The 16,264-nt window shown below is 51.3% G+C and carries 19 protein-coding genes and 1 tRNA gene; 17 read left to right on the top strand and 3 right to left on the bottom strand.

All coding sequences use genetic code 11. The annotated features are described in order from the left end of the window. The first annotated feature begins 8 nt into the window (after positions 1-8). The 5 genes from V7Q49_RS23570 (at position 9) to V7Q49_RS18240 (ending at position 3,479) form a co-directional block, all read left to right on the top strand. Positions 9-983 (top strand): host cell division inhibitor Icd-like protein, encoded by a 975-nt coding sequence (locus tag V7Q49_RS23570; protein WP_442913079.1) that lies wholly within the window; start codon positions 9-11, stop codon positions 981-983. After that, on the top strand, positions 976-1,287 hold the full coding sequence (locus V7Q49_RS18255; protein ID WP_333854163.1) for a hypothetical protein: 312 nt from the start codon (positions 976-978) through the stop codon (positions 1,285-1,287). The genes V7Q49_RS23570 and V7Q49_RS18255 overlap by 8 nt, the downstream gene beginning before the upstream one ends. Continuing rightward, positions 1,284-1,652, top strand: a complete 369-nt coding sequence (locus V7Q49_RS18250; RefSeq protein ID WP_333854161.1) for a hypothetical protein — start codon at positions 1,284-1,286, stop codon at positions 1,650-1,652. Before V7Q49_RS18255 ends, V7Q49_RS18250 begins: the two co-directional genes overlap by 4 nt. Continuing rightward, on the top strand, positions 1,649-3,016 hold the full coding sequence (locus V7Q49_RS18245) for a helicase RepA family protein (RefSeq protein ID WP_333854159.1): 1,368 nt from the start codon (positions 1,649-1,651) through the stop codon (positions 3,014-3,016). The genes V7Q49_RS18250 and V7Q49_RS18245 overlap by 4 nt, the downstream gene beginning before the upstream one ends. 214 nt (positions 3,017-3,230) lie before the next feature. After that, positions 3,231-3,479 (top strand): hypothetical protein, encoded by a 249-nt coding sequence (locus tag V7Q49_RS18240; RefSeq protein WP_333854158.1) that lies wholly within the window; start codon positions 3,231-3,233, stop codon positions 3,477-3,479. 39 nt (positions 3,480-3,518) lie between these two features. Here the strand turns inward: V7Q49_RS18240 and V7Q49_RS18235 are convergent, their stop codons facing one another. Beyond that, the gene (locus tag V7Q49_RS18235; protein WP_333854156.1) at positions 3,519-4,292 is read right to left on the bottom strand and encodes a hypothetical protein; all 774 of its coding nucleotides are present in this window, start codon (positions 4,290-4,292) and stop codon (positions 3,519-3,521) included. A 232-nt stretch (positions 4,293-4,524) separates the two neighbouring features. Here V7Q49_RS18235 and V7Q49_RS18230 point away from each other — a divergent pair, with 232 nt between their 5' ends. The 11 genes from V7Q49_RS18230 to V7Q49_RS18180 all read left to right on the top strand — a co-directional run bounded on the left by V7Q49_RS18230 (position 4,525) and on the right by V7Q49_RS18180 (position 13,443). Continuing rightward, positions 4,525-5,694 (top strand): phage major capsid protein, encoded by a 1,170-nt coding sequence (locus V7Q49_RS18230; protein WP_333854154.1) that lies wholly within the window; start codon positions 4,525-4,527, stop codon positions 5,692-5,694. A gap of 50 nt (positions 5,695-5,744) precedes the next feature. Then, the gene (locus tag V7Q49_RS18225) at positions 5,745-6,305 is read left to right on the top strand and encodes an HK97 family phage prohead protease (protein WP_333854152.1); all 561 of its coding nucleotides are present in this window, start codon (positions 5,745-5,747) and stop codon (positions 6,303-6,305) included. A 1-nt stretch (position 6,306) separates the two neighbouring features. Then, the gene (locus V7Q49_RS18220; RefSeq protein WP_333854150.1) at positions 6,307-7,536 is read left to right on the top strand and encodes a phage portal protein; all 1,230 of its coding nucleotides are present in this window, start codon (positions 6,307-6,309) and stop codon (positions 7,534-7,536) included. Further along, complete coding sequence (locus V7Q49_RS18215; RefSeq protein ID WP_333854238.1) at positions 7,517-7,819, top strand: head-tail connector protein; 303 nt, start codon at positions 7,517-7,519, stop codon at positions 7,817-7,819. The genes V7Q49_RS18220 and V7Q49_RS18215 overlap by 20 nt, the downstream gene beginning before the upstream one ends. Then, positions 7,819-8,286, top strand: coding sequence for an HNH endonuclease (locus V7Q49_RS18210; protein WP_333854148.1), 468 nt, complete (start codon positions 7,819-7,821; stop codon positions 8,284-8,286). Before V7Q49_RS18215 ends, V7Q49_RS18210 begins: the two co-directional genes overlap by 1 nt. A 199-nt stretch (positions 8,287-8,485) precedes the next feature. Then, positions 8,486-8,842 (top strand): phage terminase small subunit P27 family, encoded by a 357-nt coding sequence (locus V7Q49_RS18205; protein ID WP_267458984.1) that lies wholly within the window; start codon positions 8,486-8,488, stop codon positions 8,840-8,842. Then, positions 8,826-10,487, top strand: a complete 1,662-nt coding sequence (locus tag V7Q49_RS18200) for a terminase large subunit (protein WP_333854144.1) — start codon at positions 8,826-8,828, stop codon at positions 10,485-10,487. Before V7Q49_RS18205 ends, V7Q49_RS18200 begins: the two co-directional genes overlap by 17 nt. Beyond that, positions 10,477-10,668 (top strand): hypothetical protein, encoded by a 192-nt coding sequence (locus V7Q49_RS18195; RefSeq protein WP_333854142.1) that lies wholly within the window; start codon positions 10,477-10,479, stop codon positions 10,666-10,668. Before V7Q49_RS18200 ends, V7Q49_RS18195 begins: the two co-directional genes overlap by 11 nt. Before the next feature lie 11 nt (positions 10,669-10,679). After that, positions 10,680-10,964 (top strand): phage tail assembly protein, encoded by a 285-nt coding sequence (locus V7Q49_RS18190; RefSeq protein WP_333854141.1) that lies wholly within the window; start codon positions 10,680-10,682, stop codon positions 10,962-10,964. 123 nt (positions 10,965-11,087) lie between these two features. Further along, positions 11,088-12,971 carry a phage tail tape measure protein gene (locus V7Q49_RS18185; RefSeq protein ID WP_333854139.1) on the top strand — a complete coding sequence of 628 codons (1,884 nt, stop codon included), beginning with the start codon at positions 11,088-11,090 and terminating at the stop codon, positions 12,969-12,971. Between the two features lie 298 nt (positions 12,972-13,269). Next, positions 13,270-13,443: an excisionase gene (locus V7Q49_RS18180; RefSeq protein ID WP_442913081.1), complete on the top strand. Its 174-nt coding sequence runs from the start codon at positions 13,270-13,272 to the stop codon at positions 13,441-13,443. A gap of 74 nt (positions 13,444-13,517) precedes the next feature. Here V7Q49_RS18180 and V7Q49_RS18175 read toward each other — a convergent pair. Further along, a tRNA-Ile gene (locus V7Q49_RS18175) sits at positions 13,518-13,593 on the bottom strand. A 125-nt stretch (positions 13,594-13,718) separates the two neighbouring features. Here V7Q49_RS18175 and mug point away from each other — a divergent pair. Continuing rightward, positions 13,719-14,225 carry a G/U mismatch-specific DNA glycosylase gene (gene mug, locus V7Q49_RS18170; protein WP_333854137.1) on the top strand — a complete coding sequence of 169 codons (507 nt, stop codon included), beginning with the start codon at positions 13,719-13,721 and terminating at the stop codon, positions 14,223-14,225. A gap of 91 nt (positions 14,226-14,316) precedes the next feature. Here the strand turns inward: mug and rpoD are convergent, their stop codons facing one another. After that, the gene (rpoD, locus tag V7Q49_RS18165) at positions 14,317-16,206 is read right to left on the bottom strand and encodes an RNA polymerase sigma factor RpoD (RefSeq protein WP_333854234.1); all 1,890 of its coding nucleotides are present in this window, start codon (positions 16,204-16,206) and stop codon (positions 14,317-14,319) included. Positions 16,207-16,264: the final 58 nt, after the last annotated feature.

The following is a 16,264-nucleotide window of genomic DNA, read 5'->3' as shown; positions in this document are numbered from 1 at the left end:
GGTGGGGTATGGTAGATAAAACAAAGGCGGCCTTGCAGGGCCGCCAGTGGGATCATTCGAAACAAAATCAGCATACCTGGCCAGCAGCTGGTGGTCAAAGCCAGAGCGCTCCTTTAATTACAGGAGCTGAAGAATCGCCTGAGATTTCAGGCGATATCGGAACTGCGCCATTGGCGGGGTTCCCATTTCAAATTCCACCCTTATCAGGATGTACTTCATTGCAGCATACCCAATACTTCCGCCATTGGCGGGGGTATGCGCCAATGCCGTACACCCCTAAAGTGATCTCCCCAAAACTGGGGAGATCTGGAGTTGCAAAAATGCAACTCGGTGCATTTCCCCAGTGCGGGATAAACACGGGGATCTCCCATATTTTCGGGAGATTGATTTTTAACCGAGGAAGTTACGCCTTGTCAGCCTCTTTAGTGAGTTTGCGCTGGCGCCGTTTAATCTCATTCTCTAATGCTGTGACAACAAACTGCCCTGTACTTTCACCATCATTTTTCAAAATCTCTACAGCTTCGGCTACTTGGTGTGGGACGCGAACATCGAATCTTTTTGACTTTGCATTGATGGATTTAGTTGCCATTACTCAATTCCTAGTGATTAGGTGTCGGACAATAATATACGAAGAAAAGGTTATGGCAATACTTGACGTGTCGGACACCAGTAAATACTATGTGTCGGACACTTTGATTTTGCTTAAGTGTAAAAACAGCGAAGCCCGGCAGTGTTGGAGCACTAACCGGGCCTCTGACCATAACGTAATCGAGACTTACATCATGGCTGATCAACAGCATACTCAATCTCACCTTAAATATACATGGCGTTTTCTTGCCTTGAACCGGCACGATAAAAAAGCCAAGCCGTGCCGCCTGTCAGTTGATGCAGTGAGCGAACGTGAAGCACGTAGCATACTGGCCCCTCATTTTATCCTTCCTCTGGCTGCTCGCCTGCCGATCACGGAGGTGTGCAATGCGTGATATATACCACCAGCTCGTAAGGCACTCTCCTGATTTTGAATGCCTCAGCGATGATGACCTGCTCGCTTCCAGTGATGTATATGGCGATGGCGTTTTCGCCATAACCAGCGCGCTTACCCTGATCGGCAATCTGACTCTTGATGCTACGGAATCTGAAAGCTATGCCGATGAGGATGCACGCCGTGATTTGGTGCTGCTTGGCAATGCACTACGTCATTTACCAAGAATGGCTCAGGCACTTGAGCAAAACAGCAGTACGGCAAATTACGTCCTTAGAAAGCGCCGCGGGGAGGTAGTGCAATGATCAGTAACGTCAAATTTAATGAACTGGAAAGACGAGTTGATCTGCTGGTGGAGCGCGTTCTGCAGCTTGAATTGCAGGTTCGCACATTGACTGATAGCCACGGTGGTGAAATTCCCCCGGGCATGACGCCCGTGGCCACGCTTGCGGCAGAGTATGGTATTTCCACGAAAAAGGCGGAAGAACTGGCGAAGAATACCGGCGTGATGCTGGTCAAGATGAAATCTGGCGGCTTCATTGCGCCTGATGAGAAATTCCGGGAGGCAGCACGCCTGGTGCTGCGCAGTGCTAAACGTAAATACGGATCTGCTTACTGGTTCCATCCTTTGCTGGGTAAATTCCAGATGAGCGGAGGTATTCCACAATGACTGTTCAATTGACGGCCGTAGAAGTGGTGTCCGATGCTCTGTTCGCCTGTTCTTACCTTTGGTCGCACGGGCGCCCCTACACCCGTAGCGATCTGGATAAAGCCATCCACCAGCACAAAGACACGACCACGCGCTACGGCAAGCTGGTGGCAAAACTAACCCAGCTTCACGGCATGACCTACGAAGAGTTGTGCGATGCCGGCTATCTGGGCAGCGATGCCGGGCAGGTGAACGAGCTGCGCCGCGAAGCGCTGAAAGAAGTGATAGGCGAAGAGGAATTGAAAGCCTGGCTTACGGACGCTCAGCGGATACAGCGCGTGTTCCCTTCCACTGAAATACAGTCCCGACGCACCCGGCTTCCGTTATCTCGCGGATCAGAGGGATATGACGCCCGACAGGATTTTGTGATCAAGCATTTCTTACCGGCGCAGTCGCTTTGCAGCATCTACGGCCCCAGCGGTTCCTATAAAAGCTTTCTGGCGGTCTCATGGGCCTGCCATATAGCAACAGGCCAGTTCTGGGCTGGCAAGAAGGTGGCTCAGGGCGCCGTACTTTATGTAGTCGGTGAGGGTGGTGTGGGCGTTCCTCGGCGTATCAGAGCATGGGAGCAAGTGAACGGTCTGCAGGCCGATAATCTCTATTTGGTCAACCGGCCGGTATTTCCAGTTCGATCGTCAGAGGTCAATGAAGTGCTGCTGGCGGCGCGGCAGGTGGAGGCTGAATGTGGTCTGCCTGTTCTTCTGGTTGTGATCGACACGCTGGCCCGCTGCTTTGGTGGCAATGATGAGAATGATGCCCGAGATATGGGAGCGTTTATCGAGGGATGTGACACCATCAAGCAGAAAACAGGAGCTACGGTGCTGGTGGTGCACCACTCCGGCAAGGATGAGGCGAAGGGGGCGCGCGGATCCAGTTCATTCCGGGCTGCGCTGGATGCAGAATTCAATGTTAAGCGTGAGGGGGAGGGTAAAGCACTGATCCTCTCCTGCACCAAGATGAAAGATGCTGAGGAGCCAGATCGCAAGGCATATGACCTACGGACTGCGGAGCTGTATACCGATGAGGATGGAGAGGCAATTTGCTCTTTGGTGGTACACGATGTTCCAAGGGAGGCAAAAGAAGTTGAACCTGAGTTAGCGAATGTGTCTCGGCTAACCGAAAATCATCAGGCCTTGTGGCAGGCTGTAAGAAGTCGAACAGCCAGTGGAGAGTCATGCACCATATCGGTGATTAAAGATGATCTTCGTGCAACGCTTGGGGCAGATAAGGTTAGAAAGTCGTTCCCTCGTTGGTTGGATAAACTGGAGAGTGAGAAAATTATTCGCGTTGACGGGGAAAACCTTTATCCGACTACCGTTGATTAAATGCGGCGGTAAGCGCGGCAAGCGCGGCATTTGGTGTATTTTATGACCTGATGCCGCACTTAAGACCTGTATATGCGCGCTAAGTGCGGCGTTTGGCTGAAAGCCTTGCCATTACTGAGTTTGACAGAGTTTTTGTGAAGATTGGTGCGGCATTAAGCGTGGCATTTCTAAACGCGGCGCTAAGTGCGGCAGATTAGACGAAAAAGGAGCTTAAATGCCAATTACTATTCAAGAAATCAAAGAGCATTATGACCAATTTGGACTTCATGACATGAGTACAATGCCAACCGCCGAGTATCAGCAGGCGCTTGCCGATGGGGCACTTTTCTGGATTGATCATCATGATTTTGTGAGAAGTACACTTTCCGGTGAGATTTTTGCTACTAACAAAGAGCAACTCGAAGTGATGATAGAACATCTAAAGGAATATCTGAGTAAGATGACTTCTTCACCAGAGCTATAATTAATGAACAAAAGAGGGCCGCATTCAAGCGGCCTTGTATCAATAATTGCTTAATACATCTCTAAGGAGTGGGTTTAAGGAGTATTCAAAACCTTCCTGAGGTTGTTCAAAAATAATAGATTTCTTATACTCTCCAAATGTCGCATGGCTAGGAGCAAAGTGGCTTCTCCTGTCATGTCCAAACCAAGTTGTTTTTATGACATCCCTTTCTAAAAGTAATTTAAACTTTGCTAGTTCTTTTTCTGGCATTGAATTAAATACTCGGGTTGCAGCATTTATTTCTAGGGCGGATGTATCATTAGAATATTCTTTTTCCAAAATATCTGCAGCCACAGCTGTTAAAGATAGGCTTTGTGTATGCTCACCAGAAGCTACTACATAGGTAATCTTTGCATTACATAACGAAAACAGCGCTGCACCTTTAGAGTGCGAGCAATGATTTTTACCAATTAAAGTTTTCACTATATAAAGTTGAAAAATGTCTAGCTTTTTGAATTCCTCTCTAACATTATCTCTCATGATAGCATTCATTTTTAATTTTTCTTGATTAGCAATATCACTTTTTTTCCTTTCCTGTTCCTTCTCGATTTTTCTTGAAAGAAAGCTATGGATAAGGTTGATTAGAGAGAATACTAATCTGGTGGTGGTTATTAGTATTAAACTTTGAGGGATTAGCTTTGGAACAGGGTCCAGTATAAAATGATCAGCTGGAGAGATTAAGATTAACACTAGGCATGTTACTAAAATTGCAATGTTTAATCTTACATCAGTCATCTTCTGCAATGACTCTAAAAACTCCTTAAATCCCTGCATTCATTCACCTATATTATGGTAAAAATAATTGTAAATTATTTATACCTTATTCTACTCCTTCCTACTCCCTGCTCGAAAGGGGGTTTCTTTAATTATTTTCGTGTATATCTTGATGTGTGACACTCCGGCGGGAGCCGTCACAGGTCGCTTACTCTATTACGCGGGGGTAAGCGACCACCCTCCTTAATGATCAGGTTTCCCGTCCGATTAATAATCAACGATGGAAACTCGCATGAAGAAATTACTCGAACTTCGCCAGCAAAAGACCTCCCTCAAAACCCAGATGCGCTCGCTTCTGGATAAAGCCGAGACCGAAAAGCGCAGCCTGAGCGATGAAGAGGGCAAGCAGTTCGACGAACTCCGCGCCCAGGCCGAAACTCTTGATGTGGAAATCGCCCGTCTTGAGGCTGTGGCGGATGATGAGCGTAGCCAGCCGGGTAAACCAGCTGAAGGCAAAACCATTTCCAATGACGAACTGCGCCACTACATCACTACAGGTGATACCCGTGCACTCTCCACGACCACGAACGCCGACGGCGGCTATACCGTTATCCCTGAACTGGATCGCGAGATCATGCGCCAGCTTAAAGATGATTCGGTTATGCGTTCGATCGCCACGGTGAAGACCACCAAAACCAATAAATACCAGAAGCTGGTTTCTGCTGGTGGGGCGAAGATTGCACGTGGCACTGAAGGAACTGCCCGTACGGCCACTGATACGCCAACGCTGAACGAAGTTGAGATTGTCCTCAACCCGATTTATGCCTATCCGAAAACTACCCAGGAGATTCTCGACTTCTCTGAAGTGGATATCCTCGGCTGGCTGACTTCTGAAGTAACCGATACCTTCGCAGAGACCGAAGAAGATGACTTCGTTAACGGCGACGGTACCAAAAAATCAAAAGGGTTCCTGGCCTACACCCGTGAAGCAACCTCTGACAAGACCCGAGCATTCGGCAAGCTGGAAAAGATGGTTACAGCCGCAGCGACCATTGCTGCAGATGAACTGATCGACCTGCTGTTCAAACTGAAAGCGAAGTACCGCAAAAATGCCGTGTGGGTGATGAACTCACAGACAGCAGCTGCGCTGCAGAAACTGAAAAACAGCAATGGTGATTACATCTGGCGTGATCGCCTGGTGGCCGGTTCCCCGGATATGTTGCTGGGCCAGCCGGTTCAGTATCTCGAAACCATGCCAGATATCGGCGTGGGTAAAGCACCGCTGGCAGTGGGTGACTTCAAGCGCGGTTATTACATTGTCGATCACACCACTGGTGTTCGTACCCGCCCTGACAACATCACCGAGCCTGGCTTCTATAAGGTTCACACTGACAAATATCTGGGCGGTGGTGTGGTGGACTCCAATGCGATCAAAGTTCTGGAAATGAAACCGGCACCTTGATTTGGAACTTCGGGGGCTTCGGCCCCTTTTTGCCCCTGCGGAGTCTGGCAATGAAAAGTATCGATTTTGAAATTCGCACATCAGAGCTTAGTGCCAGCAATAAAAAGCTGGTGGGCTACGCCGTGCGCTGGAATAGCCTGTCGGAAATCATCTGGGATGAATTCCGTGAGCAATTTGCTCCAGGGGCGTTTAAAGACAGCCTGGCATCCGGCATCGATGTACGCGCATTGTTTGAGCATAACTATACCCAGCTGCTGGGGCGTACTAAATCCGGCACGCTTGTGCTGGCGGAGGACGATATCGGACTGCGCTTTGAGCTGACGCCGCCAAATACGCAGCTTGGCAATGATGTTCTAACGCTGGTGGAGCGCGGGGATCTGTCCGGCATGAGCTTCGGCTTCCGTGCTCTGAAAGAGGCATGGGATATTGCTCAGTCTCCATACCTGCGTACCGTGATCGCTGCCGAACTACGGGAAATCACCGTAACTTCTATGCCTGCTTATCCTGAGTCTGGCGTGGAAATCGCGCACCGCTCACTTTTCTTACAACACCCGGGACTGCGCCGTAACGCTGATAATCGCAGTCGCTGGGCTGAGCTGGCGGGGCTTTAATATGTGGAATCTCTGGCCCTTCAGCCGCAAGTCTGATCAGCGCAGCATGACCATTGATGAGTTTATGGCGCTGGCAGGGATCCCCAATACCGGTTCAGGCGAATATGTCTCGACAGGAACAGCTGAATCCCTGCCGGCGGTAATGAATGCCGTATCAGTCATAAGTGAAGCGGTGGCAACCATGCCGTGTTACCTGTACTTGGTCAGAAATGATCAGGGGCGCGAGGCACGGGAATGGCTGAGTATGCACCCCGTCGACCTGCTGCTGAACGAACGGCCAAACGACTATCAGACTGCTTATCAGTTTAAGCGCACGATGATGCGCCATTGCCTGTTAAACGGTAATGCCTATGCAGTGATCGAGTGGGGCAGTGATGGCCAGCCAAAAGCACTGCATCCCTACGCGCCGGGTTCTGTTGTGCCTGAACGTATTGGTGATAAACGATACAAATACACGATCACCGAACCTTACTCAGGGACTGTGAAAACATACCTGCAGGAAGAGATTCTCCATCTTCGCTATGCCACAGACGACGGCTTTCTGGGGCGCTCACCTGTCACGATTTGCCGTGAAACGCTGGGGCTGGGCTTGGCTCAACAGCGCCACGGGGCCAGCGTAATGAAAGATGGAATGCTGGCTAGCGGTATCCTGACAACTGATGAGTACCTTGATGGGCCTAAGGGTGAGAAGGTCAAAAAGGTACTGGAACGTTATCAGGGCGCCAGAAATGCAGGAAAAGTACCGATCATTGAAGGAGGCATGGATTACAAAGAACTGGGCATGAACAATAAGGATGCCGAATGGCTGGCATCCCGTCGCTTCTCTATCGAGGACATCGCCCGCATGTTCAACGTCTCGCCGATCTTCCTTCAGGACTACAGCAACAGCTCGTACAGCAACTTCAGTGAAGCCAGTCGTGCTTTCCTTACCATGACCATGCGCCCCTGGCTGGCGAACTTTGAACAACAGATTAAATCCTCGCTGCTCATTACCTCGATTATGCCGGGGGTGCGTTATCTGATGGAGTTCGATTCTGCTGATCTTCTCCGGGCTAATCCGACAGAGCGATTCTCTACCTACGAAAAAGGCATCAAATCAGGCGTCATGTGCCCTAACGAAGCCCGCGAACGTGAAGGCATGCCACCGCGTGAGGGTGGAGACGAATACAGCCAGGCATGGAAACAGACCGTTGAGGTGAAAGGGGCAAATGATGACAGCAGCTCAGATTAGCCTTGAAGAGGCGAAGATGCACCTGCGCCTGGATGATGACTTTGATTATGAGGATACGCTCCTGCAGGGGCTTATTGCGGCCTCGATTGAGGTTTGTCAGACCTATATCGGCAAACGTTTTGGAGAGGAACTCGATTTTACTCCGGCGATCCGCATTGGCTGCCTGATGTACATGGCTTTCCTCTATGAAAACCGGGGCATGGTCTCAGAGGTAGAAAAAGCCGAAGTGCCTTTGACCATCGGTGCCCTCTGGGGTGTCTATCGCGATCCGGGGGTTTACTGATGCCCTGTGCACCCCTCCGTTACTGCAGCGTCCAGGGCTGTAAAGCCCGTGTTAAGTCAGGGCGGTGCGCTGAACATCTCAGCGAGGCGAGAGCGGAGCACGACTCCCGTCGCGGTACGCGCTCTCAGCGTGGCTATACCAACCGCTGGCAGCGATATCGCCTGCGGTATCTCAAAGTCAACCCTCTCTGTAAATCCTGCCAGAAGGCAGGGGAGTACACACCCGCCGTCATTGTGGATCACATCATCCCAATCCAGGGTGAGGCTGATGTGTTGTTCTGGCCCGACTGGAATCACCAGCCACTGTGTCATGCCTGCCATAACCGCAAGACATTCCAGGATGATCCCATTACCAAATCGAATCGCGCTGCCGGGCATTACTGGGCTGAAGAAGCCAGAGCAGCGAGGCAGAGAGACTGGCAACTCCATAGCGACGACTCAGCAACTGGAGAGGTTACCTGTGTGTGAGTTCTCAGTGGGACATCATGGATTGCAACGAGGCTGCAGGGTGCTAAGCAGAGCAGGTGAGAGCAAGGGCCTGCCCGGGCCGACCGGTAGCCCTGCGACGGGGTGGGGGGAGTTTTCAAAACAAGCCGCGAGCCTGCCGGGACCGCCCGCCCCCTCAAATTTTTGCGCACGGCTTTTTTTCTGAAAATAAGGACGAACAATGGCAAGACCTCCGAAACCGCCAGCTTATCTGGATGAACTGGCCAGCCAGCAATGGAAGGCAAAAGCGAAGCAATTGGCAGAACGCGGTGATCTGACCCCGGCAGACTGGATCAATCTTGAACTTTACTGCGCCAATTATTCGATTTACCGGAAGGCGGTTGAGGACGTGGCCAGCCGTGGCTTCAGCATTACAAACAGCCAGGGTAGCGAGAGCCGAAACCCCGCGCTGAGTGCAAAGGCCGACGCGGAAAAAATCATGATTAAAATGTCATCACTGCTGGGCTTTGACCCGGTCAGCCGTCGCCGGAATCCGGTAGAAACAGATGAGGGTGACGAACTTGACGGCCTGGCATGAGTACGCTGTTGCGATAAAAACAGGAGAAATTCCTGCCTGTAAGCGTATTAAACAGGCGGTAAACAGGTACTTTTCCGACCTTGAAGACTCCCGTTATGCATTCGATAACGCAGTTGTTGAGCGCTTTATTGCGTTCTCACGCGTCTGTCCACATGTGAAAGGACCGTTACGCGGCAAGCCGATTGTGCTCGAGCCCTGGCAGCAATTTGCCTTTGCATGCCTGTTAGGGTTCCGGATCAGGACCAGCGGGTTACGTAAATACCGTAGCGCCTATATTCAGGTGCCCCGTAAAAATGCCAAATCAACTGTAGCAGCTATCCTCGCCAACTGGTTCCTGGTGATGGAAGAAGGGCAGCAGGACATTTACACCGCGGCAGTGAGTCGCGATCAGGCCCGGATCGTATTTGATGATGCCCGGCAGATGAGCCTATTGTCGAAACCGCTGCGCAAAAGGCTGGCAATTCAGCAGCACAAGATGATTTACCCGAAATCGAACAGCCTGCTGAAGCCTCTGGCAGCAAAGGCGGCGACCATTGAAGGGACTAACCCGAGCCTGGCGATAGTTGATGAATATCACCTGCATCCGGATAACAGCGTTTATTCTGCACTGGAACTGGGGATGGGTGCGCGTCCTGAGCCTTTCCTGTTCGCTATCACCACCGCCGGCAGCAGCATCGTGTCAGCCTGTAAGCAGCATTACGATTACTGCTGCCAGATCCTCGATGGCGATGAGGTAAACGACTCGCTGTTTGCCTTGATTTACGAACTGGACGATGAAAAAGAGATCGACCAGCCGGAGTTGTGGATAAAGGCTAATCCCAACCTGGATGTATCGGTGAACCGCGATGCGCTGGGTGACACTATCCAGAAAGCACGCGGCATCCCGTCTCAGTGGGTGGAGATGCTTACCAAGCGCTTCAACATCTGGTGCCAGGGCGCGACTCCCTGGCTTGGTCGCGGGATGTGGGATATGTGCAAAACGGATTATCAGGATACTGACCTGACAGGTGCCCGTTGCTACATCGGGCTAGATCTCTCCTCAACCAGCGACATATCCAGTGTCTGCTACATCTTCCCGTTGGGCAGGGAAGTCAAAATTGTTACCCGGCATTATCTTCCAGAACTGCAGCTGGCTAACCCTGCAAACAAGAATCGCCAGCTTTATCGCGGCTGGGAAAAGGCCGGATGGCTGCGCACGACCCCTGGCGACTGTATTGACTATGATCGCATCCGGGACGACATCCTTAGTGATGCTGATGAATTCGATATCGTGCAGGTCGGGTTTGATACCTGGAATGCCACGCATCTGCGTACCCAGTTAATGGGTGCCGGTTTTGACGTTGTTCCCTTTCCTCAGAACTTCCAGAAATTTAGCCCGGTGGCTAAGGCCGCTGAGGTATTCGTTAACCGTAAGGTCATTCAGCACAACGGTGATCCAATACTGGCGTGGGCGATCAGTAACGTGGTGATGGAGACCGATGCTGCCGCCAACATCAAACCAAACAAGAAGAAGTCTGCAAACAAAATCGACCCTGCCGTCGCGTTCCTGATGGCGCTCGGTACCTGTCTCAATGAAAACGAAGAGTTCGCTTACACCGTGAGCGAAGAACACCAATCCTGGCTGGAGAATTTCAATGGCGTCTAAACGCATTTTTACATCATCAAAAAACGTGTCTGCACTGGCTAAAGGCATCAGCCTTCCGGCATCAATGCGCGAAATCCTGCCGCGTATTGGCGAGCTGTCTGGCGGAGAAAATCTTACCCGACTCTGCACTGATGCCCGTATTGCTTCCCAACTGATCGCAACTTCAAATCTGGCTAAATAAGGAATTACACAATGAAAGAGATCATCCTCAGCAAACCTATTACTGCTCATGGCGAAGAAATTCATGTACTGGAACTGCGTGAGCCTACCTATGATGAAATTGAAGCGCTGGGCATCCCGTTCAGCTACACCGCCAGTGGCGAAATGAATCTGAACACGGCATCAGCTCTGAAATACATTCCTGTTCTGGCCGGTATTCCACGTTCTTCAGCGAAACAGATGACCCCGGGTGATGTATTCAGTGTCGGTATGGCCGTCATTGGTTTTTTTACGGGGTCGGCGAACCAAGAGGACTAAGAGAGCGACTCTACAATGTTGCCCATTTCTGGCGGGTTAACCCGCTGGATTTGAAGCGTGAAGCCCTCAGCCAGTTTCTGGAGCTGGAACAGGAGGCTATCAGGATAGACGGGGAGATGAATCGTGGCAGGTAACTTTGAACTAAAGGCCATTATATCCGGGATAGATAAGCTGTCCCCTGAACTTAAAAAGATGCAAAAAAACATCAAAAAGGTCAGGGAGCAAACCGGAGAAATAGCTGTTAAAGCGCTGGCAATGGGAACAGCACTGACCACAGCCTTTGCCCTTCCGATCAGCAAAGCTATGGCCTTTGAGTCAACGATGGCTGATATCCGGAAGGTAGTGGATTTCGATAACGCCAAACAGTTTTCTGAAATGGGTGAGGCGGTTCTGAAACTCTCCACGCAGCTGCCGATGGCTGCGGAGGGTATCGGGCAGATCGTGGCCGCTGGTGGGCAGGCTGGTATTGCGCGTAACGAGCTTATGGGGTTTGCCAGTGACGCGGTAAAAATGGGTATCGCTTTCGATCAGACTGCTGAAGAGTCTGGCCAGATGATGGCGACGTGGCGTACGGCCTTCAAAATGACCCAGGGTGAAGTGGTTACCCTCGCTGATAAAATTAACTTCCTCGGCAACACTGGCCCCGCTAATGCGAAGAAGATTTCGGACGTTGTTACCCGTGTGGGTAGCATTGGTAAAACCGCGGGGCTCAATAGCGGTGAAGTTGCTGCTCTGGGTGCAACGATCACTGGTGTCGGTGTGCAGTCGGAAGTTGCCTCCACGGGTATTAAAAACCTGACCAAGGCCCTCACCGCCGGTAGGGCGATGACGAAAGACCAGGTTGCAGGTTTTAAAATGCTGGGCTTTAACAACACCCAGCTTGCGAAAGACATGCAGAAAGATGCGAAGGGCACGATCGTTAAAGTATTAAGCGCTCTCGGTAAAATATCAGAGGACAGGCAGCAGGCAGCGATGCTCAAGCTTTTCGGATCTGAATCCGCAGAAGCCATTGTGCCATTACTGACCAACCTTGATTTGTTACGGACGAACTTTGGGCGTGTGACCGATGCGCAGCAGTACGCGGGGTCGATGCAAAAAGAATACGCCTCAAGGGCAGCGACAACACAGAACGCCGTGCAGCTTCTGCGAAACCAGTTTGATGCAGCGAGTGTTACCATTGGCTCGGTGTTCCTGCCTTACATCACTGAGCTCACGAAGAAGGTTCAGCCGGTACTGGAGCAATTCCGGCAGTACGTTAAAAATAACCCTGACATGGTGAAAAATACCTTTAAGTTAGGCGTCGCGTTACTCAGTGTTGGCGCTGCATTCGGTACGGTTTCCCGCGCAGCGAAGATTCTCGAAGGGGTGATGAAAATGTCTACCCTGGGCAGAGTGGTTTCTCTTCTTACCTTAGGCGCCACACTGGCGATCAGTAACTGGGACAAAGTAGGGCCGGTTGTGAAATCTGTCTGGCGAGAACTGGATAAAGTGGCGCAATCCATGGGGGGCTGGGAAGAGACAATTACCTCTATCTCAACTGTGATGGCAGGTATGTTTATGATCAAGACCGTAGGCTCCCTCCGTGCGGCGCTGGGAACTGCGCAATCTCTTTCAGGTATTCTGGGACGTATTTCTTCTCTGGGAGCTATGACGGTCACGATTGGCATTGCGTTATCAATGTTCAAGCAACTGGAGGATCTGGAAAAGCAATCTTCGCAGGCTGGTAAAAGTAAGGGCCAGTTCCTGGTGGACAAAATGCAGTCCAATGAACATGAGCGAGGTTATACCGGTTTCATTTCCCGTTTACGTGAATTGCTGGGTATGGATGCTTCCATTCCTCAGGGACATTACTCTCCGTCCGTGCCATTGAACCGCGGGCAGCCGGCCGAATTGAAAGTGAGCTTTGAAGGGGCGCCTCCAGGAATGAAAGTCACGCCTGCGGCGACGGCAACTCCGTGGTTAAGTTACGATGTTGGATATACAAAATTCTCTAACCCTACACAGTGATCACTGATCACTAGAAGCAGCTATCTTAAATGATCAGTGATCACTCCATAAAACACAGGAAAAGTGATCACTGATCTCCCCTCATAGCTTGTGACTTTCTGCCATAGTTATCTTTTCACCTCAATTAAATCATAAGGTTGCTATTTTGGTTATCACGCAACAGAGCAAATAACTGACTTCATTTGTCTAATTACCGTGTTTTCAGATGAGTGATCACTTTTACGTGATCGGTGATGTCTCTGATACCCCATATGAGAGGAGAACGGCTGTGGTTGCTTTGGAGTGTATTCCTATTTCAATGTATTGCGCCCAAACGGGCGAGACTTTGGATGCAGTGAATAAACGTATTCAAAGGGGAATCTGGCGTGAAGGGACGCACGTTTTAAAAATTGAAGGCGTAAAGGAAAGATGGATCGATCTGGCTGAGGTCAGTACTTGGGCCAGAAGTAACGGCAAGCATCATACTCGGTGATACCTGTACAAGGTATCCTATAGGTATCCTAGAAAAGACTAAGGGCCTACGTTTTCACGTAAGCCCTTGATATTTGGTGGCCCCTGCTGGACTTGAACCAGCGACCAAGCGATTATGAGTCGCCTGCTCTAACCACTGAGCTAAGGGGCCGTGGCGGTGGATTATAAAGTAACTCCTCGCCGCAATCCAGACATACCCGCCTGCCTGCTGTTTTTATAAACAACCCATTTTCAATCTCTTATACTTAGAGCCTGAATCATTAAGCGGGAGTAATCATGATCAACGACATCCTTGCGCCAGGCCTGAGGGTGGTGTTCTGCGGCATCAATCCGGGCAAGTCCTCTGCCCATACTGGTTTTCACTTTGCTCATCCGGGAAATCGCTTCTGGAAGGTGGTCTACCAGGCCGGGTTCACCGACAAACTGCTGAAGCCGGAAGAGGAGCAGCAGCTGCTGGATACGCGCTGCGGCATCACCATGCTGGTGGAACGGCCGACGGTGCAGGCGAGCGAGGTGGATCTGCATGAGCTGCGCAGCGGCGGGCGGGAACTGATTAAGAAGATAGAGGACTATCAGCCGGCGGCGCTGGCGATCCTCGGTAAGCAGGCCTACGAGCAGGCGTTCAGTCAGCGAGGCGTGCAGTGGGGAAAGCAGAGCATTACCATCGGCGTGACCCAGGTGTGGGTGCTGCCCAATCCGAGCGGGCTGAACAGAGCGACGGTGGAGAAGCTGGTGGAGGCGTATCGGGAGCTGGATGAGGCGCTGGTGACGCGAGGGCTTTAAAACCCCCTCACCCTGACCCTCTCCCCATAGGGGAGAGGGAAAAAAGCCAAAAAAAAGCTCCCGATTGGGAGCTTTTTTACGTTCAGGACTGTTAGTCGTCCAGGAAGCTACGCAGCACTTCAGAGCGGCTTGGGTGACGCAGTTTACGCAGCGCCTTCGCTTCGATCTGACGGATACGTTCGCGGGTCACGTCGAACTGTTTACCCACTTCTTCCAGCGTGTGGTCGGTATTCATATCGATACCGAAACGCATACGCAGGACTTTCGCTTCACGGGCGGTCAGGCCAGCCAGCACGTCGTGGGTGGCGGCACGCAGGCTCTCGGTGGTAGCAGAGTCCAGCGGCAGCTCGAGGGTGGTATCCTCGATAAAGTCACCCAGATGCGAATCTTCATCGTCGCCGATTGGCGTTTCCATGGAGATTGGCTCTTTGGCGATCTTCAGCACCTTACGGATCTTGTCTTCTGGCATCAGCATGCGCTCGGCCAGCTCTTCTGGCGTCGGCTCGCGGCCCATCTCCTGCAGCATCTGGCGGGAAATACGGTTGAGCTTGTTGATGGTCTCAATCATATGCACCGGAATACGGATGGTGCGCGCCTGATCCGCGATAGAGCGGGTGATAGCCTGACGGATCCACCAGGTTGCGTAGGTGGAGAACTTGTAACCACGACGGTATTCGAACTTATCAACCGCTTTCATCAGACCGATGTTACCTTCCTGAATCAGATCCAGGAACTGCAGGCCACGGTTGGTGTATTTCTTGGCGATAGAGATAACCAGACGCAAGTTCGCTTCAACCATCTCTTTCTTCGCACGGCGGGCTTTCGCTTCACCGATGGACATACGACGGTTAATGTCTTTGACCTGCTCGATGGTCAGGCCGGTCTCTTCTTCAATCTGCTGCAGCTTCTGCAGGCCACGATGTACGTCGTCAGCCACGTCACGCAGTTTTTCAGACCAGGGTTTGTTCATCGCGATAGCTGCGTTGAACCAGGTTTCGCTGGTTTCGTTGCCGGTGAACAGGGTGATGAAGTTCTTCTTCGGCATTTTGCACTGTTCAACGCACATTTTCATGATGATGCGTTCCTGGGTACGGACGCGGTCCATCATGACGCGCATGCTGTTAACCAGGTAATCGAACTGTTTTGGCACCAGACGGAACTGTTTGAACACTTCAGAAAGCTTCAGGATCTCTTCCTGAGCGGCAGCATGGCTACGGCCTTTGGCTTTAATGGTGTCGCGGGTGACTTCATACTGTGTACGCAGCTCACCGAACTTCTCGCGCGCCAGCTCAGGGTCGATGCTGTTGTCATCGTCGCTGCTGTCGTCATCGCTCTCTTCTTCGTCTTCGTCTTCGTCATCATCCATCTCTTCCTGAGACAGTTCAGATCCGACGTGCGTCGCCGTAGGGGCCATGTCTTCTTCCGCGTTCGGATCGACAAAGCCGGTGATCAGATCGGACAGACGCGCTTCTTCTGCTTCTACGCGATCGTACTGCTCGAGCAGATAGGTGATGGCTTCCGGGTATTCGGCAACGGAACACTGAACCTGGTTGATCCCGTCTTCGATACGTTTAGCGATGTCAATTTCGCCTTCACGGGTCAACAGTTCAACGGTACCCATTTCACGCATGTACATGCGAACCGGGTCAGTCGTACGGCCGATTTCAGATTCAACGCTCGACAGAACCTGTGCAGCAGCTTCTTCTGCATCTTCGTCGGTGTTGTTTGAGTTTTCAGCAAGCAACAGATCATCGGCATCAGGGGCTTCTTCCATCACCTGAATACCCATGTCATTGATCATTTGGATGATGTCTTCGATCTGATCGGAGTCGACGATATCTTCCGGCAGATGGTCATTGACCTCGGCATAGGTCAGATAGCCTTGCTCCTTACCACGTTGGACAAGAAGTTTCAGCTGTGACTGCGGGTTTTGCTCCATAAGACGGTATCCACACTTATTCGTTTGATTGGTGTCGGCGATGCTGCAGCCAACCTTTAAAGCGAGGGCGTACTTGTATTTTTGCCGCTGCCTCTCAGTG

This window comes from Leclercia sp., assembly GCF_036780805.1.
Classification (GTDB): Bacteria; Pseudomonadota; Gammaproteobacteria; order Enterobacterales; family Enterobacteriaceae; genus Enterobacter.
The sequence above is the reverse complement of the archived record's forward strand: the minus strand, read 5'-3'. Positions and strand labels throughout refer to the sequence as shown.